At 35.3% G+C, this 23,268-nt stretch carries 19 protein-coding genes; 18 read left to right on the top strand and 1 reads right to left on the bottom strand.

Annotated features, from left to right (window positions below; genetic code table 11):
• Positions 1-15 precede the first annotated feature (15 nt).
• From C794_RS15685 to C794_RS15660, 6 genes are all read left to right on the top strand, one after another.
• Positions 16-1,065 carry a glycosyltransferase gene (locus C794_RS15685; protein ID WP_017798111.1) on the top strand — a complete coding sequence of 350 codons (1,050 nt, stop codon included), beginning with the start codon at positions 16-18 and terminating at the stop codon, positions 1,063-1,065.
• 117 nt (positions 1,066-1,182) lie between these two features.
• A complete protein-coding gene (locus C794_RS15680) occupies positions 1,183-2,430 on the top strand; it encodes an O-antigen ligase family protein (RefSeq protein WP_017798110.1) in 1,248 nt (415 codons plus the stop codon).
• Between the two features lie 65 nt (positions 2,431-2,495).
• On the top strand, positions 2,496-3,785 hold the full coding sequence (locus C794_RS15675) for a lipopolysaccharide biosynthesis protein (RefSeq protein WP_017798109.1): 1,290 nt from the start codon (positions 2,496-2,498) through the stop codon (positions 3,783-3,785).
• Between the two features lie 49 nt (positions 3,786-3,834).
• Positions 3,835-5,193: a UDP-glucose dehydrogenase family protein gene (locus C794_RS15670; RefSeq protein WP_017798108.1), complete on the top strand. Its 1,359-nt coding sequence runs from the start codon at positions 3,835-3,837 to the stop codon at positions 5,191-5,193.
• Entirely contained in the window at positions 5,186-6,208 is a 1,023-nt protein-coding gene (locus C794_RS15665; RefSeq protein ID WP_017798107.1) for an SDR family NAD(P)-dependent oxidoreductase, read from the top strand. Before C794_RS15670 ends, C794_RS15665 begins: the two co-directional genes overlap by 8 nt.
• 374 nt (positions 6,209-6,582) lie before the next feature.
• On the top strand, positions 6,583-7,893 hold the full coding sequence (locus C794_RS15660; RefSeq protein ID WP_017798106.1) for a YdcF family protein: 1,311 nt from the start codon (positions 6,583-6,585) through the stop codon (positions 7,891-7,893).
• A 258-nt stretch (positions 7,894-8,151) separates the two neighbouring features.
• Here C794_RS15660 and C794_RS15655 read toward each other — a convergent pair whose 3' ends face one another.
• Positions 8,152-8,934, bottom strand: a complete 783-nt coding sequence (locus tag C794_RS15655; protein ID WP_017798105.1) for an IclR family transcriptional regulator — start codon at positions 8,932-8,934, stop codon at positions 8,152-8,154.
• Between the two features lie 357 nt (positions 8,935-9,291).
• Between C794_RS15655 and C794_RS15650 the strand changes: the two genes are divergently transcribed.
• From C794_RS15650 to C794_RS15590, 12 genes are all read left to right on the top strand, one after another.
• Positions 9,292-10,194 (top strand): fumarylacetoacetate hydrolase family protein, encoded by a 903-nt coding sequence (locus C794_RS15650; protein WP_017798104.1) that lies wholly within the window; start codon positions 9,292-9,294, stop codon positions 10,192-10,194.
• A 22-nt stretch (positions 10,195-10,216) separates the two neighbouring features.
• Positions 10,217-11,242: a zinc-dependent alcohol dehydrogenase gene (locus C794_RS15645; RefSeq protein ID WP_017798103.1), complete on the top strand. Its 1,026-nt coding sequence runs from the start codon at positions 10,217-10,219 to the stop codon at positions 11,240-11,242.
• 64 nt (positions 11,243-11,306) lie between these two features.
• Positions 11,307-12,494: an L-rhamnonate dehydratase gene (gene rhmD, locus C794_RS15640; protein ID WP_017798102.1), complete on the top strand. Its 1,188-nt coding sequence runs from the start codon at positions 11,307-11,309 to the stop codon at positions 12,492-12,494.
• A 94-nt stretch (positions 12,495-12,588) separates the two neighbouring features.
• Positions 12,589-13,932 (top strand): GntP family permease, encoded by a 1,344-nt coding sequence (locus tag C794_RS15635; protein ID WP_017798101.1) that lies wholly within the window; start codon positions 12,589-12,591, stop codon positions 13,930-13,932.
• Between the two features lie 335 nt (positions 13,933-14,267).
• Entirely contained in the window at positions 14,268-15,290 is a 1,023-nt protein-coding gene (locus tag C794_RS15625) for a LacI family DNA-binding transcriptional regulator (protein ID WP_017798099.1), read from the top strand.
• 31 nt (positions 15,291-15,321) lie between these two features.
• On the top strand, positions 15,322-16,098 hold the full coding sequence (locus C794_RS15620; protein WP_017798098.1) for an SDR family NAD(P)-dependent oxidoreductase: 777 nt from the start codon (positions 15,322-15,324) through the stop codon (positions 16,096-16,098).
• Positions 16,099-16,135: 37 nt separating this feature from the next.
• Positions 16,136-17,344, top strand: coding sequence for an iron-containing alcohol dehydrogenase (locus C794_RS15615; protein ID WP_017798097.1), 1,209 nt, complete (start codon positions 16,136-16,138; stop codon positions 17,342-17,344).
• Positions 17,341-18,774 carry an aldehyde dehydrogenase family protein gene (locus tag C794_RS15610; RefSeq protein WP_017798096.1) on the top strand — a complete coding sequence of 478 codons (1,434 nt, stop codon included), beginning with the start codon at positions 17,341-17,343 and terminating at the stop codon, positions 18,772-18,774. The genes C794_RS15615 and C794_RS15610 overlap by 4 nt, the downstream gene beginning before the upstream one ends.
• A 44-nt stretch (positions 18,775-18,818) precedes the next feature.
• Positions 18,819-20,090, top strand: a complete 1,272-nt coding sequence (locus C794_RS15605) for an ester cyclase (protein WP_017798095.1) — start codon at positions 18,819-18,821, stop codon at positions 20,088-20,090.
• A 74-nt stretch (positions 20,091-20,164) separates the two neighbouring features.
• Positions 20,165-21,457 (top strand): ABC transporter substrate-binding protein, encoded by a 1,293-nt coding sequence (locus tag C794_RS15600; protein WP_017798094.1) that lies wholly within the window; start codon positions 20,165-20,167, stop codon positions 21,455-21,457.
• Positions 21,458-21,510: 53 nt separating this feature from the next.
• A complete protein-coding gene (locus C794_RS15595; protein WP_017798093.1) occupies positions 21,511-22,389 on the top strand; it encodes a carbohydrate ABC transporter permease in 879 nt (292 codons plus the stop codon).
• On the top strand, positions 22,389-23,225 hold the full coding sequence (locus C794_RS15590) for a carbohydrate ABC transporter permease (protein WP_017798092.1): 837 nt from the start codon (positions 22,389-22,391) through the stop codon (positions 23,223-23,225). The genes C794_RS15595 and C794_RS15590 overlap by 1 nt, the downstream gene beginning before the upstream one ends.
• The last annotated feature ends 43 nt before the right edge of the window (positions 23,226-23,268 follow it).

Raw genomic sequence — 23,268 nt, 5'->3', positions numbered from 1 at the left:
AGAGGTGAAAATATATTGTACGCATTAATTCAAGATGATGATTTAAAATCTAGAAAATGGTCTGAGGAAATTCAAGGAATAGAATTACATACAATGACTGGATCTACAAACTTAATACCAATTCATATTATTACTCAAATTTTAAAGAGAAAAATAAAGCCTGAAGCTGTAATTTTAAGATATTTAAATGACGCAAATTCTTTTCTTAAAACAATAATTAGGTTAATAACAAATATTATCACTTTATTAATAACTAAGTTATTTGGAATTAAATTAATTTGGATTTGTCATAATGTAGATAAAGAATCAAAAGAATATTATTCTTATATTGTAAATGTTAGAAGGAAACTTGTATCTAAATTTTCATATAAAATACTTGTAACAGACAAATATTTAGTTAAACATGCATCTCGAATTCTAAATGTAAATCAGTCAAAAATAGATTATATTACATTTGGAAGACCAAATTTAAATAGATACATCACTACAAAAGATGATTTACATCAAAGAATAACAAATTTTATAAAAAATAACAATGAGGATAACACCATCATAGGATATTCAATAGGAAACCCAAATTTAAAAGTAATACAACCTTTTTACACTAATGAATTAATTAAAAAAGCAGATGAAAATGGTATAAAATTAAAAATAATTTTAGGTGGTCCAATAGGTGATTTTATAAAAAAACAAGATTTTAATACATATAGTGATTTATTATCGAACCCCAGTGTTCTTTTTTTGGATGGTAAGATTAATTTAAATGAACTATATATTTCTAAGTATATAGATTTTTATTGGAGAATTTATGACGATTATTCTGTACCATTTACAATATATAATGCAGCTTATCTAAACAAACCAACTTTAACTATGGATAAAGGTTTTTTAAAAGAGATGGTGTCGAGTTACGGTCTTGGAGAGGTGTTAGATTCTAACATGTCTAATCTTGAAAATGCTATAAATGAACTTAACAAAGATAGAACTAAAGAATATAAAGAGTTTATTGATACACATAATTGGTCTTTTGGGGCAAGAAAACTTTATAATATCATTACTAATTAAGTTATATAACATATTATATTAAATTGAATATCTGAAAGTTTTAGAGTATTATAACAAAATATTATAAATAATTCTTTTAAATACTATAATTTTTAAGAATTAAATGAGGTATTTTTAATGAAATTTGATAAATTTTTATCTATAAATTTAGGAATAATCTACTCGTTTTTCTCTTTGGGATTAAGTGGGTATGATTTGGGATTGTATTCATTTTTAACAATGAGAACTATCGCTCTTTCTTTATTATTAACATGTCTATGCTTTGTCTTCATTTATGAAAAAGGATTTAATTTTATACTGAATCAATACTTTTATATAATACTTAGTGTACTTTTTCTTATCTTTTTTTGGATTTTATTATCATATCTCTTTTCTGAATATCAAAACTTGGTAAGTATTACAGAAATTCTAGCATGGCTTACAATTCCGATATGTATGATATTAACATACAAAATTATAAAATATTTTAAACTAGATATTTTCATGAAATCAGTTGTTCTTATACAGGTTATAGCACTAGTTACGATATTTGTTTGGAGCGTAGCTAATGTTGGTGATCCTACTAATTATATTGGAATTAGGTTATTTATAAATGGAAATCTTGAAGTAGGGTTAAATAGATTTTTAAATGGTGTTATGTTTTTGAATGTAATTTCCCTCATTATAATTTTAGGAATATATAATTCTAGTAAGTTTATATATTTATTGTCACTGATAAATGTTTTTTTATCTTTTTATTTGTCTTTTATTAGTGGCTCTAGACAGTCTTTAATAGCCCTTTTTCTGTCCATTTTTGTGATTATAGTTATAAATCGTTATATGAGAGGAGAAAAAGGAGTTAACTTTAAGGGAATTATATTTACTAGTGTATCTATAATTCTAATTATAAATTTATTTCAAATTGAAGGAGTTAGCAAATGGATTGAAGAAAGGTTTATTGATAAAACAACAGAACAGTTGACAACAGGTGATATAAGAACTGATATCTATGAAGAAGCATTATATGATGCAAAAAATAATCTCATTTTTGGAACCGGTCCTGGAACATATCATCAAGTATCATCAATAGGAATGCATACTCATAATGGATATCTTTATATGTTGAATAACTTTGGTGTAATACCTGTGGTATTGATAGTATTTTTATTTTCTTCTCTAGCACTGAAAGGGATAAATAAAAAGCATATTATTAATAACAACCAAAAAAGAGATACATTTATTGTTATCTTTAGTACGTTCATAGTTTTTATATTTATGAATTTATTTAATGATTTAATAACAATGCTCTCTTTTTGGATTGCTATAGTTATAATAATTGATTGTTTTAATATTCATTCGAAGAAATATGTTGACTCTACAATATAATTAGACACTTTGATTCTCTCAAATAAGTATTACTACCATAAACGTAGAAAAGAAAGGTGCAGGTAATGAAAACCAAAATAATAATGTTGCTAAAAAAGCCCTTTGTAAAAAGTGTTGTAATAATGGCAACAGGAACCATCGGAGCTCAAATTATAAAAATGGGCTTTTCACCGATTATTACTCGTTTATATGGTCCTGAAGCGTTTGGGATAATGGGGGTTTTTATAAGTGTTATCCAAATAATTATTCCTATAGCTGCTTTAACATACCCATTTGCTATTGTGCTACCAAAGAATGATATAAATGCGAAGAAGTTAATGAAATTATCCATTATTCTTTCTTTAGTAATTGCAGTTATCATTCTAAGTATATTATTAATATTTAATAAACAAATAATAAGTATATTTAATTTAAAAAATATTTCAAATTTTTTATTTTTAATTCCTTTAGTGGTTTTACTTACTACATTTATGCAGGTATTTGAACAATGGTATATAAGAAAAAAACAATTTAAAGTAAATGCAAAAGTAACTTTTTATCAGACTCTTATTATCGAATCTGGCAAAATAGGAGTAGGTGTCTTTTATCCATTTGCTTCAGTATTGGTTATTTTTACAGTGTTAACAAATGGAATTAAAGGATTATTACTGGGTATATTCGGTAGAAAAACAGAGTTGAAATATGAAGAAGAAGAAGTATTGTCAATGAAATCACTAGCAAAAAAATATAAAGATTTTCCCATCTGGAGAGCTCCTCAAAAGTTAATTGATGCTACTACGCAAACTTTACCTGTTTTTATGTTAACAAGTTTCTTTAGCCCTTTATCAGCAGGGTTCTATACACTGTGTCGCTCAGTATTAACAATTCCATCTACCTTCATCGGTGATGCTGTTGGAAATGTGTTTTATCCAAGAATCAATGAAGCTGCACATAAAAAAGAAAACCTAAATAAATTAATTAAGAAAGCAGTTTTGTCACTATCATGTATAGGTGTTTTACCATATGGACTAATTATAATATTTGGTCCATGGCTTTTTAGTTTTATATTCGGGAGTGAATGGGTAATTGCAGGAGAGTATGCTAGATGGTTAGCGTTATGGCGTTTCTTTAGATTCATAAATGAGCCTTGTATAAAAACATTCCCTGTATTAAACGCCCAACCTCTACATTTTAAAATTACTGTAATACAAACGGTTTCAGGTTTAATAGCATTGGGAAGTGGTTTCTATTTTTTTAAGAACGACACAATAGCTATTGCTTTATATTCATTATCTGGTTCCATTTTTAATATTATTATAATTATTACTTCACTATATATAAGTAATAAGTTTGATGCTAGTAATATAATAAAGTAGTTGATTTTGATAATAAATTATTAGTTAACAATACCAAGGAGGAAAAATTATGAAAAACCTAGCAGTAGCCGGCACAGGCTACGTCGGCCTAGTAACCGGCGTATGCATGGCAGAGAACGGGCACAACGTAACATGTGTAGATATTGACGAACAAAAAGTTAAAATGATGCAAGAAGGTAGAACACCAATCTATGAAACAGGTTTAGAAGAGTTAATGGTAAAGAACATAGAAGCTGGACGTTTGCATTTTACTACAGATTATCAATCTGCTTATAAGAGTGCTGAAGCGGTTTTCATTGGAGTAGGGACTCCTGAAAGAGAAGATGGTTCTGCCAATCTATCATACATAGCTACTGTTGCGAGACAAGTTGCAGAGTCTATCGAGAATGACTGTTTAGTAGTGGTTAAATCTACTGTGCCAGTAGGAACGAATGATAAAGTAGAACAATTCATTAAAGATTTTCTTATTAAAGATGTACGCGTAGAAATTGCTTCGAATCCAGAGTTTCTTGCACAAGGTTCAGCTGTGAAAGATACATTGGAAGCAGATCGTATTGTGATTGGAACTGAGAGTGAATGGGCAGAGAAAATATTGACAGATATTTACGAGCCATTTGGTCTTCCAATTGTCTCGGTAAATAGAAGATCAGCAGAGATGATTAAGTATGCATCCAATGATTTTCTTGCATTAAAGATTTCCTATATGAATGATATTGCGAACCTTTGTGAGTTAGTAGGGGCAGATGTTCAGGATGTTGCTAGAGGAATGAGCTTCGATGACAGAATAGGGAGTAAATTCTTAAATGCCGGAATAGGATATGGTGGTTCTTGTTTCCCGAAAGATACGAAAGCGCTTGAATACATTGCTCGTCAAAATGGTTATGATTTAAAAACAGTGAAGGCAGCCATTGATGTAAATACAGGGCAAAAAACAATGCTTTATAACAAAGCAAGCAAACGATTAATTACATTTAGTGGACTAAAAGTTGCAGTGCTTGGCTTAACATTCAAACCAGGTACGGATGATTTGCGTGAGGCACCTTCATTAGAGAATATTCCAATGTTGTTGTCTGAAGGAGCAAACATATATGCATATGACCCAGTTGGAGCGGAAAATTTTGCTAAAGTTCATCTAGAAGGAAAACATGGAATTGGAAGTATTACGTATGTTTCTAATCCAGAACATGCACTAGAAGACGCTAATGTGTGCTTTATCTTTACAGAATGGGGAGAGATAAAAGAAGTATCTCCACAAAAATTTGCAGACTTAATGCGAACTCCGCTTGTGTACGATGGACGAAATATTCATCCAGTCAGTGAAATGGTAAGAGCTGGTGTTGAGTATTATTCAGTTGGAAGACCGTCAACTGTTGACACACAAGCAAAGGAGTTGGAAATCGTTGACTAGAGAAAGCAAGGTATATTTAATTACTGGAGCAGCGGGATTTATCGGATATTATTTATCTAAAAGACTATTAGATCAAGGATTCAACGTAGTAGGATTAGATAATGTAAATGATTATTATGATGTGAACCTTAAAGAAACGAGACTAAAATTATTACAACCTTACGATAAATTTACGTTTATTAAAGGTGATATTTCAGATAAAGAAATGGTACTTCGTATATTTGAAGAGTACAAGCCATCCTTTGTAGTGAACTTAGCAGCACAAGCTGGTGTTCGGTATTCCATAGAGAACCCAGATGTATATATGCAAAGTAATGTGATTGGTTTTTATAACATATTAGAAGCTTGTCGTCACCATTCTGTAGAACACTTAATTTATGCATCATCAAGTTCCGTGTATGGAGCTAATAAAAAAGTGCCGTTTGAAGAAACGGACTTTGTGGATAATCCGGTATCACTTTATGCATCTACGAAGAAATCAAATGAGTTAATGGCCCATACATACAGTCATTTGTATGGTATCGCAGCAACTGGCTTACGGTTTTTTACAGTCTATGGGCCAATGGGTAGACCAGATATGGCTTACTTTGGTTTTACCAATAAGTTATTTAACGGAGAACCTATTCATATCTTTAACAACGGAGACTTTGAAAATGACTTATATCGTGACTTCACCTACATCGACGATATTGTAGAGGGAATTGAACGATTGATTTCCTATAGCCCTGAAGGTGAAGTTCAACATAAGGTATACAATATAGGGAATAGTAACCCGGAAAAATTAATGGTATTTATCGAGACACTAGAGAAATGTTTGAGCAATTCTCTTAGTGAAAAAATAGAATTTGAAAAGCATTTTGAACCTATCAAAGCAGGTGATGTACCAGTAACCTATGCATCTACAGAGCAATTACAAGATGCTGTAGGATTTAAACCGCAGACTTCTATTGAAGAAGGATTGCAACTATTCACTGATTGGTATGTGGAGTATTATGGTGTTAAAGCGAAAGTATAACTGCATTTATTTAGAGAGGTGAATGAAAATTCATCTCTCTTTCTTTTATATGAAAGGATGATACAAGAGGGTTAATTATCTATTTAATCGCTTTTATTATTTTAATTTCTTTAGATTTTTATTGTTTATAAAATTATTGGACCACTAGTGGATCGATTAGATTTATAGTATACAACAACTGACCCCTCCCTAGTGGTATGTTTTCTCTTGCAATGTAAATTCATATTGTTATTTGAATATTTTCCATAACTAACAGCATAAAATCCCAAGGGAGGTGTAAAAGACGGACTAGCCGTTAATGAAATCTTTAAAAGGATGAAAGATGGTTAAAGTTGCGAAAAATAATTGAAAAAGAACAAAGCGAGGTGTAATAAATGAAAAGAATTTATATGATTTTTATCAGTACACTATTAATCTTCAGTTTTCTATCTTTTTCAACTGTGTCAGCAGAAACTCAAAACATAAAAAAAAGCCTGGATGAACGAATAAGTGAATTAATATATTATTATGGTGAAGAAGCACGTACAGACGTTTTAAGAACGCTCGATCTAATGGAAGAAGAATTTCCGGAAGATTATAAAATATGGAATTCAGTCATTGAACAGTGGGACTGGATTGAGAATGAAATGGAAGAAAATTTAAATGTAGCTCCTGATGGATTGCCAGAAGATGATAGCCATGTATTTGTTGTCTTAGGATTTGCTTTAGATAGTAATGGTGAGATGGAAGACGAATTAATTGGTAGATTAGAAGTTGCTCTAAATAGTGCAGAAAAATACCCTAATGCTTATGTTCTAGTAACCGGAGGAGTAGAGAAAAATGGTTGGACTGAAGGCGATCGAATGCATGACTGGTTAGTGGATCATGGTCTTTCTGAAGACAGAATCATTGTAGAAAATGAAAGCTCAAATACTGTTGAAAACGCCTCGAATAGTTTTGAGATTTTGTACAATCAATACGATGATATAGATTCATTTTCTATGATTACCAGCCAATATCACTTGAAGAGGAGCAGTATATTCTATTACACCATGTCTCAGCTAAAAGCTAAAGAACTTCAAAAATCTCCCATTGAGTTTTTGGGAGAGGGTAATGCTGGTTGGTATCGAGAAGATAAAACAGAAGAACCACTTTCTTTAAAAATAAGAGGAATGTATCAAATAGCCGGGGTAGAGCAATCTACAGACTTGCCAATTTCTCAACTAGAGGAATTGGAGATTGAGGGTGGTTTAGAATACATCTTACATGAAAAATTAAAAGTAAACGTTTATGCAAGATATGATAATGGTTACAAACGAGATGTTACCGAGTTTTCAGAGATTACAGGTTTCGATTCAACTATAATAGGCGACCAAGAACTAACCATTCATTATGAAGAAAACGGCAAAACAATAGATAAAAATATAAATGTTAGTGTTGAAGCGCCATCCTTGGATAGCATGCAACAACAAGTGAAGAACTTACAGGACGACGGGGAATTTACCAAAGATGTAGCAAGGTCGTTGGAAGTTCATCTTACCGCGCTGAAACGTTATGAAGAAACAGAGCAAAGGGAAAAATTGTTGAAGCACTTAAATGGTTTTCAAAATCTTTTGGAATACCATCGAGATAAAGAGCTGATTTCTGATTATGCATATGATTTTCTAAAGCGTAACTCTGAATATTTAATAGAAGAATTATGGTGATGGAATTTTTTGAGGTTTAGATTAACAAGGGTAATAAAGAGTAATACTACGGGAGCTTAATTGTCTCTCGTAGTATTTATAATCAAGTTTAGAACTTAGCACCTATATCAGACATATAAGACTAATTCAGTCTATTGTAACCGTTAAGTAGGATGACACAATGTTTACTTGTTAATTTGAAATACTTTGTTGTCCAAATATAGTTATTCCATGTTTCATTCGCCAACTATCTTCATTAAAAAGTCACAATTAAACGAATTAGTTCCCCCCACGAGAAACCGAAAAAGACCCGCCATTCTCAGATAACTTATTCGCTAACTTAATAATTTCTTCCGTAGCTAATGTTTTCTTGTTTTTCCAGCTATGCTCAGTCATAGTAAAACTGACCCCATATTCTATTTCATTACTTTGGTTAAAAACTGGTGCAGCAACACAATAAAATCCTTGTGCTCCTTCTTGTTCCTCTATTACAAATCCATCCTTTTTAGCGTGTTCAATTTGTTTCCATAATTCATCTACATTACGTACAGTAAACTCGGTTTTTCTTTCAAATTCGCCTTCCGGATATACTGCTTTCAATTCTTCATAGTTAAATTTGGATAATTGAATTTTTCCTATTGCAGATGCGTATGCAGGATAACGTGTTCCAGGATCTGTCACTAGTCGTACTGGTGAGCTTCCTTCCTCTCTTCCAATGTAAAACACATCACTTCCAATTAATTTTCCCAGCTGGATATGCTCATCTACTTGTTCGATTGATTTTCTTGCTTCATTAGCGAACGTTTCCAAAATATTAAATTGGTTTAAATAGGTTGTTCCGAGGAATCCCAATACAGACCCCAATACATATGTTTCACTTTTATCCTTTGTTACCCATCCCAATGTTTCTAATGTATGTAATAAAGAAAACATCGAGCTTTTGTTTATTTCTAAACGATTTGATAAATCGATTAATCTCAATTGATGTGGGGAATTTGCAATTTCTTCAATAACAGTATTTGCTCTCTCAAGAGCTGGTACCCAATACTTTTTTTTAGTCAATTTCTTATTCACCCTCATATTCTTTTAAAATAATAAACTTAGTTTAATAAAGAAAACTTAGCTATATTCTATTATAGAATTCATTTAAGTGTCAATTTTTCAATATTAGCAGTCTATTCTGCAGATGAATTCTACTTTGCTAATTGTAATTAAGTTAAGAATGCAATTATAAATGCGGGAATTGTTTGACAATAAAATAATGTTGACCTATAATTAGTTTATCAATAAAAACTTAGTTTATTATATTAAACTAAAAGATTGATCAAAGTAAAAAATTACTGATGTTTTTTTAAAGCTTAATGGAAGCGTTATCAGTTTAGGTTCTATTAATTCAAATTTGAGAAAAGGGGTTATGATATGAGGTTACTCACATTTCAACACAATGAACAAGCAAAAGTAGGTATTCAACAAAAAGAAACAGTTTATGATCTGCAAAAATTAACTGAGCAGTTTAACCAAGCCAATGATGAAAGTTTGTTAATGGAGTATGATTTAGACTCTATAGTTATTCAAAACGAAGAAGTTATGGAATCTATCATATTGGTATGGCAATGGGCGGAGAAGAATATAGATTCGTTATCCGGAGTTACCTACAAATGGGAAGATGTTAAGATTCTGGCTCCTGTTAACCGTCCTGGAAAATTAGTTTGTGTAGGGAACAATTATATGGATCATTGTATTGAACAAGATGTAGAACCACCGAAAAAGCCAATGATTTTTTCCAAATGGGCTTCTTGTATTATTGGTCCTGATGATGCAATTAAATTACCAGAGGAATCTGTGCAAGTTGACTATGAAGCAGAACTAGCAGTGGTAATTGGAAAGAAAGGAAAAAATATTACAGAAGAAGAAGCACTTGATTATGTATTTGGTTACACAATTATCAATGATGTCAGTGCAAGAGACATTCAATTTGAAGATGTACAATGGGTTCGTGGAAAATCCTACGATACATTTGCGCCAATTGGTCCTGTGATTGTTACAAAGGATGAGATTGAAGATCCACATCAGCTTGATATTACATTGGAGCTTAATGGGGAGAAATTACAAGATTCTAATACAACTAATTTAATTTTTGACATTCCTTACATCATTTCTTACTTATCAAAAGGATTTACATTTGAACCAGGAGATATTATCGCAACTGGAACACCTCATGGGGTTGGAGTGTTTCGAGATCCACAAGTATTCTTAAAGTCTGGTGACACATGCACGATCGAGATAGAAAACATAGGGGTATTAGAAAACACGATAGATTAATAACAACTAAGGGGAGATTTTAATGAAAGTTTTATCATGGAACGGGCCAAAGGAAATGGATATCGAGGAAAGACCAATACCTGAAGTCAAACAAGATGAAGTACTCGTTAAAGTAGATGTAGTGGGACTTTGCGGATCAGAGATTGAAGGGTTTCTAGGGCATAACAGCTTGCGTATACCTCCGCTAGTAATGGGGCATGAGTTTAGTGGACGTGTAGCGGATATAGGGGAATCTGTTACAGGGATTGTAAAAGGAACAAAAGTAGTCGTTAATCCACTATTAACTTGTGGAACTTGTAAACAGTGTATTCGTGGCAATGAAACACAGTGTGAACATAGAGAAATCATCGGAATTCATCGTTCAGGAGCATTTGCAGAATATGTAGCAGTTCCCGGAAGTTCTATCGTTGAGATTCCAGAAGAGCTTGATTCCTTTGCAGCTTCCTTAGCAGAACCATTAGCATGTACATTCAGGGCAATAAGACGTGCAATCAGTATGCATACGGTGCCAAATATTTTGGTGTATGGAGCCGGAGCAATTGGGTTACTGAGTGCATTTGTAGCAAAGGAACTTGGGGCAAATAAAGTTATTGTAGCGGATATTAATGAAGACCGGCTACAGACGCTTACAAAAGTAGGGATCGAAGACACCTTAAATAATTCTAAAGATGACTTTGAAGATAAATTAAATGAAATTACAGGCTATAAGGGGATAGATGTTGTCATTGATGCAGTAGGATTTCAACCAACACGTACACAATCTGCAAATGTGGTTAATCCAGGCGGTGTAATTATGAATGTTGGTCTAGGAATTGATGAGACGATTGTTCCGATTAATCATTATATACGTAGTGAAATTACAGTTCTTGGTTCGTTCTGTTATTCAAGACAAGATTTCCTAGATGCTGTTCAGTTATTAATAGAGGAAAAGATTACGCCAAAAGGATGGACAGAAGTTAGGAGCTTGGAAGATGGACAACAATCCTTTATGGACTTAGTAGAAGGTAAAGTCAAAAGTAGTAAAATTTTTCTTGATTTAAATAGATAAAAAACTTAGATGGTATTCAAAGAACTTTCACTAAATATAAAACAATTTTGAGGAGGAATATATGATGAGCGTAACAGGACATAAGATTGTTGACATTCGCGCCTATGTTGTTGGCGGTGGCGGAGGTGACTATCATGATCAAGGTGAAGAACATTGGATTGTCAATCAAATTGCTACTCCAATGAGTATTTATCCTGAATATAAAAAGACACGTACAAGTTTTGGGATTAATGCACTAAAGACAATCGTAGTTGAAGTGGAATCTGATAATGGGGAAGTTGGAGTTGGGATCTCTACTGGAGGTTATCCGGCAGCTTGGATCGTGATGAACCACTTAGATCGCTTTATTGTTGAACAACCTGTTGAAGCAGTAGAAAAAATGTGGGATCAAATGTATCGGGCTACGATGTACTATGGGCGAAAAGGTGTCGTCATGAATGCCATTTCTGCGGTTGATCTAGCATTATGGGACTTACTAGGGAAAATAAGACAAGAGCCTGTATATGCAATGATTGGTGGAAAGGTTCGAGATGAAATTTCCTGTTATGCAACCGGACCTCGTCCAGATTTAGCAAAAGAGATGGGCTTTATTGGCGGAAAAATGCCACTAGTTTATGGGCCAACTGATGGTGAAGCAGGACTAAGAAAGAATATTGAACAATTAGCTGCTATGCGTGAAAAAGTAGGTGATGAATTCATGCTTATGTGGGATTGTTGGATGGCACTTGATTTACCATACGCACAAAAGCTGATGGAGAAATCAAATGAATATGGTCTTCGTTGGATTGAAGAATGCTTTAATCCAGATGATTACTGGTCATACCGCGATCTGAAGAAACGTGCTCCTAACAATATGATGATAACTGGAGGAGAGCATGAAGCAACACGTTATGGATTTAAGATGTTATTAGAATTTACAGATTTAGATATCTTACAACCAGATGTCGGTTGGTGTGGTGGTCTAACAGAACTTATTAAGATTGGTAATCTTGCAGAAAGCTATGGTAAATATGTCATTCCGCATGGTAGCGGTGTATACAGCTATCACTATGTAATTACTAAAACGAATAGTCCGTTTGCGGAATATCTAGTAATGAGTCCAAATGCTGACAAGGTAGTTCCACAATACTACCCATTGTTAGAAGGAGAAGTTATTCCTGAAAACGGAAAGGTGAAGCTAGATGATCGACCAGGTTTCGGAGTTACATTATCAAAAGATGCTAATTTAACACAAGTATTTAAAGACGCATAAGAAAATTATGAATAAATAGGCGCTATTTCAGCAAACTTTACTGATTACTATTTAGTTGCTAGGAGGTAAGCGCCTTTTTACAGGGGGAATTTTTATGGGGGAAGATATGATGTTGATAGTTTATTTGGTAATAGCCTTAGCCATCATGTTGGGAGTTGTTGTATTTTTTAAATTGAATGTTGCCATGGCCTTAGTAATCGCTAGTTTATTCATGGGTATTGCATCTGGTTTGGGGTTAGTTGGAACGATTGAAGGAATTTCCAATGGTTTTGGTAGTATGATGCGAGACCTCGGTATTCCAATCGGGTTAGGAGTAATCTTAGGTAAGTTGATTTCTGATTCAGGTGGTGCATATTCAATTGCTCATGCAATTGTAACGAAGACATCTGAAAAACTAGCACTTTATTCTATTGGGCTTGCTGCATTCGTATTAGCTATACCCGTTTTCTTTGATGTTGCTTTCTTAATTTTGGTACCGCTTTCAGTGCAAATTGGAAAACAACTAAATAAGCCACTACCATATCCAGTAGGGGCTATTGTGATTGGAGCAGCACTTTCTCATACTTTAGTACCGCCTACACCAAATCCTTTGGCAGCTGCTAGTATTTTAGATTTCGATTTAGGTATTATGATTTCTATAGGTGCAATCGTTGGCTTCATCGCCACCTTGGTAACGATAAAAATTTACTTCGTTATTCTTGATAAAGGTTTCTGGAAAAAGGAAACCGATGAGGATTCTACTATGGATAACCCATACGGTAAAATGGAGATTCCAGATAATCCTCCTTCTGCATGGATAGCGATTATACCAATCATTTTACCAAGTATTATGATTTTGTTAGGTTCAGTAGGGAATGTTATCTATGATGAAAATCCAGAAATTATCACGTTTTTAAGTGATAGAATTATAGCTTTACTCATTGGTGCAATTGCTGCATACTTTGTAGCAGCAAAATCGCTTAATAAGAAACAAAGAGATGCATCTTCTTCGGAGGCAATGCAAGCAACTGGTATTGTATTATTAATTACTGGTGCAGGGGGTGCTTTCGGCGCCATTATTCAAAGTACTGGTATTGACCAAGCTATCCTAGACATATTTGTAAGTGATGCACAATCTGTATTAAGTGTTATTTTATTAGCATTTTTCATGGGTGTATTATTCCGTACGATAACTGGTTCTGGTACTGTTGCTGGAATAACAACTATGACTATCATGGCAGGTGTTGTTACAGGGGTAGATGTTCATCCTGTTTGGGTAGCTATGGCTTCTCTATCAGGTGGATTAATGCTAGGCCATGTAAACGATAGTGGATTCTGGATTACTACGAAAATTGCTGGTTTAAGTGTAAAAGGCGGACTGAAAACGTATACTACTAGTGAGGCCATTGCTGGTATTGTCGTCTTGATTATCACTTTAATCGGTGTACATATTTTCTAGAAAGAAAATAATCCTTTAAAGAAAGAATAAACTGCCTCCTTTTACACTTTCATTTCGGTGTAAAAGGAGGCTTTTCATATGGATAGAAGACCAATAATATTGAATGTAACGGAGTTATATTGCGTAATCTATGTGTACCCGTTATATGCATTAACATTTTTAGAATTTCTAAGAGAGAGAACAGTTCCATCTGTGAAAATTGCAAAAAAATCTTTTATAATATCGAAAGTTAAAAAATATTGCAAAAAACATAATCGTGTGATAAATTAAAATAAAATGAATTGAATACGCTTTCAAATTATTGAATCCGCATTCATGTGAGGTGACTTTATACTATGAATGAAAGAGTGAGCGCCTACGATGTTGCAAAATTGGCTAAGGTTTCACAGACTACCGTTTCAAGAGTTCTTAATAATTACCCACATGTACGAAAGGAGACAAGGAAAAGGGTTCACGATGCAATTAATACCTTAGGATTCTCACCAGATGAAATTGCGAGGAGTCTTGCTAGTAAAAAAACAAATACAATTGGATTAATTGTAGAGGACATCTCAAACTCTTTTTATGCAGAAACAGCACATATTATTTTAAGAGAAGCTCAGAAATATGATTATGAAGTCATCATTATCGATTCGGAGACAGATGAAAAGAGTTTTCAAAGAGCAATATCTATCCTTAATGGAAAAAGAGTAGATGGTATTATTGTTGCTTCAATCCGTATGGATAACCAGAAAATAAGAGAGTTCTATGACAAAGGATTTCCCATCATTTTTTATAATCGACGAATCTATGGTATTGAAAAAAGCCATTATGTAGAAGTAGATAATAAATTAGGGGCAAAGATGGCAGTTAATCATTTGGTTGAGAATAAACATAGAAAAATCGCCTTTATTTCAGGACCTGCTATATATTCTACTTTCTACCAACGATTTGAAGGATACAAAGAAGCAATCAAAGAAAATAATTTAGAATATGATGAGTCATTAATTTATAAAGGAGATGTAAGCTATGAGAAGGTATTTCAATTCGCTTTGAATCTAATGAGAAAAGAAGATATGCCGACTGCTTTTTTTGCTTCAACAGACCAAATAGCATTGGCTATAATGGATGCAGCTGCTAGAAGTGGACGGCATATTCCATTTGATGTTTCCGTTATTGGTTTTGATGACATCGAAATTGCAAGTAACCCTTACATTGGCTTAAGCACAATCTCTCAAAGGAAAAGAGAGATGGCAGTACTGACATTAGAGAGATTATTATTATTAATTAATAATACTGATTCAAGCAATGATCCAAATAAAATTACATTGGAACCGGAATTAATTATTCGTAAAACAACAGGTGTCAACAATCATTAAAATAAATACGAATATTCCATGAGGTGAGGAAATGGTTAAATACAAAGCGCACGAACTTTTTGATTTATCTGGAAAAACGGCTATTGTTACTGGAGCGGGTAAGGGGATTGGGAGAAGTATTGCGTTGTTGTTTGCTCAAAATGGAGCAGATGTTGCCTTAATGGCAAGGAATGAAGAGGAATTGTCTGATGTTGCCAAAGAAATTGAAGCAATTGGGCAGAAAGCTTTGCCGATTCCAATTGATTTAACAAATATTAATGAAATTCCAAGTGTGGTAGAGAAGGTATATAAGTATTTTGGCAAGATAGATATATTGGTTAATAATGCTGGAATGAATATTCCGAAGCAAGCTGAAGAGGTTACGGAAGATGATTGGGATAGAATTATCGATATAAATGTAAAAAGCGTGTTTTTCATCAGTCAGGCTGTAGGGAAATATTTGAAAGCTGCTGAGCAAGGTAAAATTATCAATGTTTCCTCGCAAATGGCTTTTGTTGGCTATTATAAACGGTCTGTATATGCCTCTAGTAAAGGGGCACTCACTCAATTAACCAGATCATTATCAATTGAATGGGCCCCTTACAACATAAATGTAAATGCTGTAGCACCAACTTTTATTGAAACACCGATGACAAGAAAAATGTTAGTTGATAAGGATTTTAAAAATGATGTATTAAATCGTATTCCTTTAAGAAGATTGGCGAAAGAAGAAGATTTATTTGGTGCTTTTGTTTATCTTGCATCAAATGCATCTAATATGGTAACTGGTCAAACGCTGATTGTAGATGGCGGATGGACTGTTTGGTGATTTTTTGAATGCGGATTCAAGAAAGGTGGAGAAGGATTTGACAGTATTAATGAATGAAGAAAAGAAAGCAGAAAGTATCGTTACATTTAATGATTTTCAAATACCAGGCGTTATTCGCTTTGGAGAAGGAGCTTTAGTAACAATTAAAGACGAGGTCTTAGCTAAAAAACCTTCAAAAATATTTATTGTCAGTGATAAAGGAGTTGAAAAAGCCGGCTTAGTAGATGAATTAAAAAATGTATTGAAACCGCTTGAAATACCAATAGAAACAATGACAGATATTGTGGGAGAACCGACTTTCGCATTGGTCGAAAGAACTATCAAAATACTAAACCAATCGGAAGCTGATTTTGTTATAGGAATCGGTGGAGGAAGTGCGCTGGATGTTGCCAAAGCAAGTGCTGCTCTACAGGATAAAAAAGACCTAGAGGATTACTTCAGTGGAAATAAAATAATAGAAAATCGAACCATGTCTTGTGTACTTTTGCCAACTACATCAGGAACAGGTGCAGAAGTAACGAAAAATGCTATTTTTGCTGATGAAGAAGAAGGTGTGAAAAAAGGAATTGTCAGCTCTGCTTTGTTACCTGATACAGCTATCGTAGACCCTAAATTAACGCTTTCCTGTCCTGCAAGGGTGACGGCGGCATCAGGAGTAGATGCTTTCACTCATGCAATTGAATCGTATATATCGACAAATGCTACAGAACAGACACGGATTTATTCTGAAAAATCAATGAAACTTTTTGCAAAACACATTACAAATGCTGTACATAATGGCAGCAATATAAAGGATCGGTCAGGAATGAGTTGGGCAAGCCTATTGGGAGGAGTTTCATTGGCAAACGCAGGTGTTGGAGCTGTTCATGCAATGGCTTACCCGTTAGGAGGGACGTATCATATTGAACATGGTGTAGCAAATGCTCTTTTAATGCCTTATGTTTTTAAAGTTATTGGAAAAACATGTACTAACGATATGGTCAGAGTTGCTTCTTTCATAGAGATAGGTGATTTTAGTAACTCTAAACATCAGGCGTTGGATGCTGTAGTCAATTATTTGATGAAACTGTTGAAAGATTTAAACTTACCGACTTCTTTAAAGGAATTGGGAGTGAAACAATCCGACCTGCCTAATTTAGCAGAGCAGGCATCTCAAGTTAAAAGATTGTTATCAAATACACCTTATCGTTTAAGTGAAGAGCAGATTCTTCGTATTTATGAAGATGCTTATGAAGGAGGCGAATGATAGCGATGGAAGTAAAACAACATCAGTTCTTTATTAATGGCGAGTGGATAGAAGGAGAAGAGCATTACGATTTAATTGCCCCTTACAACAAAGAAGTAATTGCGCATATCCCATTAGCGGATGAGGATACTGTGGAAAAAGCTGTTGCAAGTGCGAAAGCTGCAACGGATAAGATGAAGAAACTAACACTATTAGAACGCTCCACGATTTTAGAAAAAGTCGTTGCCATTTTCACAGAAAAGCAGGAAGAATGTGCGAAAATCTTAGCTTTTGAAAACGCAAAGCCTATACAGATGGCGAGAGGTGAGATTCAGAGAACGATAGAAACATATAAATTTGCAGCTGAGGAAGCGAAGAAAATTGCTGGAGAAGTAATTCCGATGGATGCAGCGAAAAACGGTGCAGGCAGATTCGGTTTTACAAAGAAAGAACCACTTGGTGTTATCGCAGCAATCACACCGTTTAATTTCCCGTTTAACCTTGTAGCTCATAAGTTAGGCCCAGCATTTGCCATGGGAAATACTGTTGTTTTAAAACCGGCATCTCAAACACCATTAAGTGCGATTATGACAGCAAAAATCTTTGAGGAAGCGGGATTACCAGGAGGAGCATTAAATCTAGTGTTTGGTTCTGGAAGAACAGTAGGTGATGCGCTTGTCACGCATGAAGATATTAAGATGGTCACATTCACTGGAAGTGTTCCAGTAGGAAAAGGTATCCGTGAGAAAGCAGGTCTCAAGCGAGTGACGTTGGAATTAGGTTCAAACTCTGCAGTGATTCTTGATCACGCGGATGATTTAGCGGAGGTTGCTGCCAAATGTGCGAACGGAGCATTCGCCTACTCTGGACAAACTTGTATTTCTGTACAGCGTGTCTATGTAAAAGATAAGTTCTACGATGCGTTTGTGGATGCACTAACCAAAGAAGTAGAAGACATTAAAGTAGGAAATCCATTACACGAGGACACCGTCGTATCTGTACTCATTCACGAGCAGGAAGCAGAGCGTGTGGAGAAGTGGATTCAAGAGGTGAGTAAAGAACAGGTTGCAAGTGGTGGCGAAAGATCCGGTTCGGTCATTCAACCGACTGTTCTAACCAATATCGATTCTCATTTCTCAGTCATTAGAGATGAAGCTTTTGCTCCGATTATGGTTGTGAACAAGTATGAGACGTGGGAAGAAGCCGTGGAGTTAGTGAATGATTCGCAATATGGTTTGCAGGCGGGTGTATTTACAAATTCACTTCAAAAAGCGTTTCAAGCTGTAGATGATTTGGAAGTAGGTGGCGTGATTATCAATGATATTCCTACTTACCGTGTCGATCATATGCCATATGGTGGGGTGAAGAATAGCGGTACGGGTCGTGAGGGCATTCGATTCTCGATGGATGAGATGTCTGAGTTGAAGCTAGGTGTAATGAACTTAAATTAAGTTTTTAAATAAAAATATCAATTGATAGAAAGGGAGATTTCATAATGAAAGATACAAAAAGCAGTGCTGTTGCAACGAAGGAAAAGGAAGAACAAACATATGCAGTAGAGAAGCCTAAGAGCAGTAAACCGGTTAAAGAAACGAAGACGAATCAGATTGATCTTTCGAAACTTGTTTTCTATGCGGATAGTTCAGATGTTAATATGGTCGATTCTAAAGATGATGATGACTATTTGGAGATTGATACAAAACATATTAAGAAACAAAGCATGGAAGGTTTCGGCGACTACCATAACATCATCGACTATATCGTTCGTATTACAAGACAAATTTGGAAAGAGAAAGATATTGGACTTATTTACGATACGTACAGCCATGGAGTACAAATCCACAGAGGCTTAATCAATAGCCACGGGGTAAATGAAGTAGTTGCAGGTACACTCCAAACGTTACAATCTTTCCCAGATCGTACGGGTCTTGGTTGGAGTATTGTCTGGTCAGGTAATGATAAAGAGGGATTCTTCACATCTCATAGAGGTAGATCGATTGGGACGAATTTAGGAGATACGTTATATGGTCCGGCTACAGGAAACAAAGTCGTCTTCCGTACGACAGCAGATTGCTTGATTCATGAAAACAAGATTTATGAAGAGTGGTTAGTAATGGATACATTCCATCTGGTTCAGCAGTTAGGATATGATCCAATCGAGATTGCGAAGCGTACGGCGAAACAAACGAGCAAACTTGCTCCATCGTTACAGTTCAGTGTTTCTCAGTCAGCAGAATCTGGATTGCAGCCAAGAGCGTATGTGCCACAACATGATGGATTTGAGATTGGTGACTTTATGCTAATGCTTTTCAATCAAGTATGGGACCGTCGTTCGATTAATAAAGTGAAAGATTTCTATGATAACAATGCCGTTCTTCACTATGTGTGTAACAAGGATATGGTCGGTCAAAGCGAGATTCAAGGTATGTTCATTAATCTATTCGCGTCCGTTCCAAACTCCAAAGTAATTGTAGAGCGTGTGACGTGTAATAAACGTAACAATGAAGGGGACTGGGATGTAGCGGTTCGTTGGAGAGTTCAAGGGTTGCACAGTGGTATTGGATACTTCGGAGCGCCAAGTGGTAAGCCAATCGAAATCCATGGAATGAACCATTATAAAGTGAGAAATGAAAAAATCCTTGAAGAGTGGATGCTATTTGATGGTATGGAAGTGTTACGTCAAATTTACACAGAGAATGATGTAGATCGAGGTAGTGAAAGTGAAGGTCATGGAATCGATGATGGCAACTTTACTGGCGTATCCTAAACGGATGTCGATAACGTTTCCTATATGTTTTATAACTAAATATATTGAAAAATGTAAACGATGAGGTGATTCGTTTGAAGAAGCGTATGTTGTTTATCCTTCTCCTTACTTTGGTTTCTCTCTTAGCTGCCTGTTCGCTTAACAATGCAGAAAGTGAGGAAGAAAAATTAACTATTGCGGTTACGGAGGGGAACATCGGCCAGTTTAACCAATGGAAAGCTAGGAGTAGTGAGTTCACCGAGGAAACTGGAATCGAAGTAGAATTTATTGGAATACCATATGATAGTTTACTAGATCGAATTTTAGCAGAGGGAATATCTGGAAAGCCAACGTTTGATTTAGTGACGCATTTGGACGTAATGGGGCCTTCATTATCTACGTTCCTAGAGCCATTGAATGAGTACGCAGATGCAGACTTCTTTGATCGGTTCCCGGACTCAATTGTGGAGTTATCCACTTTTGAAGATAAAATTTATAGCGTTCCATTACGTGCGAACGCACAAATTTTATTATATAGAAAAGATGTTTTTGAAGACTTGGGCATTGACCCACCTAAGACATGGGAGGACTTAGAAGCAGCTGGTGACATTATTACCGAAGAGACGGATATGAGTGCAATTTCTCCTTATTATAAAGCTGGTAAGAATGGACAGAACTTGTCCATTTGGGCGACGTACCTATGGGGAAATGGTGCTGAAATCTTAGACGAAAATAACCAACCAGTTTTTAACAGTCCAGAAGGTATCGAGGCAACAGAAAAATACATCGAGTTATTAAAGGATGGCTTAGCTCCAAAAGGTGCGGTTGCCTTTGATGAACAAGAGTCACGAACACATTTTAAGCAAGGGCGATCAGCAATGTGGATTGGCTGGTGGTGGGTGTACTCTGATTTTAATGAGAGTGACTCCTCCGCTGAAGAAGTTCGCGGCAATGTCGGCTTTACTACCGTTCCCACATGGGAAGGTGGAGAGCAGGTTTCTAGTATTTCCACATTCCCAATTGCAATGATGGAAAGCTCCAAAAAGAAGGAAGAGGCATGGAAGTTCATCGAGTGGTTAAGTAGACCAGAAAATGAAAAGAGTATTGTCATGGACTCGCTTGAGGATAAAGTGCCAGCGGATCAATTTTCAACGGATATCGTGCAGCTTGAAAACTTGCGAGATGAGGAGTTAAACGAGGCTGGAGATAACCTCTTTAATATAGGTGGAGATAGTTTTGAAAATGCAAGAATCTTCCCTACGTTGCGAGATTGGCCACAAGTATCGACGGTCTTAAGCCGAGCAATATCGGATATTGCTACAGGTGAAGACGCGAAAACGGAGCTTGATGCGGCAGCGGAAGAGATTGAAAGAATACTAGAGGATTAAGTAATCACATTAGAGATAATTGATACGGAGTGTGTATTAGTGGGAGGAGAAAAATGGGTAATAAATATTTCAAATATATTCTTCTAGCTCCTGCGTTGCTTATTATGGCTGTAATTACTATTTTTCCATTAATTCGATCGCTTTGGATAAGTTTTCATGAATGGAAGCTTACCGAAAGTTTGACAATGGGCGCTTTTATTGGATTTGATAACTATGTAAAAGCGTTCAGTGACCCGAATTTTTGGAATAGTGCATGGGTAACGTTGGTATTTACTGTAGCGGCAGTCCTTGTGACAATTAGTTGTGCGATCATGGTAGCGCTACTGTTAAGTAAGGAGAAAACATATATTTCTTATTTACGAGCAATACTAATTATTCCATTTGCTTTAAGTCCCGCTCTTGTCGGGTATTCGTGGAGGTTCATGTTGAACCCTGACTATGGTGTGTTTTCTGCGATCGTCGGTTTCTTCTTTCCTCCTCTAGCAGATGTGGTTTGGTTAGGTAATACAGTAACAGCGATGATTGCATTGATTTCTGTGGTGGTCTGGATCTGGTTACCATTTATGTCATTGATGTTTATCAGTGGCATTATGGGTCTGCCAAAGGAAGTGTATGAAGCAGCAAAAATGGATGGAGCAAATAGCTTTCAGACCTTTTTCCGAATTACATTACCGATGATTCAACCAATTGTGCTCATCGCAACGATTTTAATGACGATGTTCTCCTTGAAGCAATTTGACCCAATCGTAACGCTAACAAGCGGTGGACCAGGGAATTCAACGGAAGTACTGAACTTCCTCGTGTACACGCAATCGTTTAGATACTTTGATATGGGTTACGGGGCAGCACTCGGATACATCTTGGCTATTATCACAATCGGATTTGTGCTTGTATACATGCGTAAATTGGTGAAAGGAGATGAGTGGAACTAATGAATGCGAATAGCTTAAAGCGTAAAAAAATGTTCAGTTCAATTGCTGAGTTACTTGGTGTTTTGTTGGTTGTTACCTTTCTCTTTTTCCCAATACTTTGGATTCTAATCACGTCGTTTAAATCTGGAGAAGATGTATATTCGCTTAGTCTACTATTTGAACCGACACTGGATAACTTCCGGGCGATCTTCAATACGGAGAATAATTTTGGCAAGTATTACATGAATAGTATTATCGTTGTAATTTTTACGCTAATTATCACGTTACCGGTAAGTGTGTTAGCTGCATATAGCATATCTCGTTATAAAATACCGGGTAAAGCATTATTAATGTTTGCAATATTGGCAACGCAGTTTATCCCGTTAATCGTAAATGTTATCCCTTTCTTCTCTGCGTTCCGTAACTGGGGACTATTGGATACGACGATTGCGCTAATTATCGTCAACTTAGGACATACGATTCCATATGCAATCTGGTTGATTAAAGGATTTATGGATAGCATTCCTATTGATATGGAGGAAGCTGGATCCATTGATGGTGCTGGTAGATTACGAATCTTGTGGAATATCGTATTGCCAATTGCAAAGCCAGGAATCATTACAGCGACGGTATTCTGTTTTGTAGTCGTATGGAATGAATTTATGTTTGCGTTAATTCTAACAAGTAGAGAAGCAATTACACTTCCAGTAGCACTTTCCTACTTTATTGGTGAGAACGGAGTAGTTTGGAATGAAATGGCAGCTGCGGGAGTGATTTATGTTATACCTACGATCATCTTTATGCTTATTGTACGTAAGGAATTTGTAAAAGGAATGAGTGCAGGTGCGATTAAATAAGTAGTTTAGCTATCAATCGTTTAACTTAAAAATTGTTGTGAAG

Origin of the sequence: Oceanobacillus kimchii X50 (assembly GCF_000340475.1) — a bacterium.
Taxonomy (GTDB): domain Bacteria; phylum Bacillota; class Bacilli; order Bacillales; family Amphibacillaceae; genus Oceanobacillus; species Oceanobacillus kimchii.
This window is presented reverse-complemented; position numbering and strand designations above follow the sequence as displayed.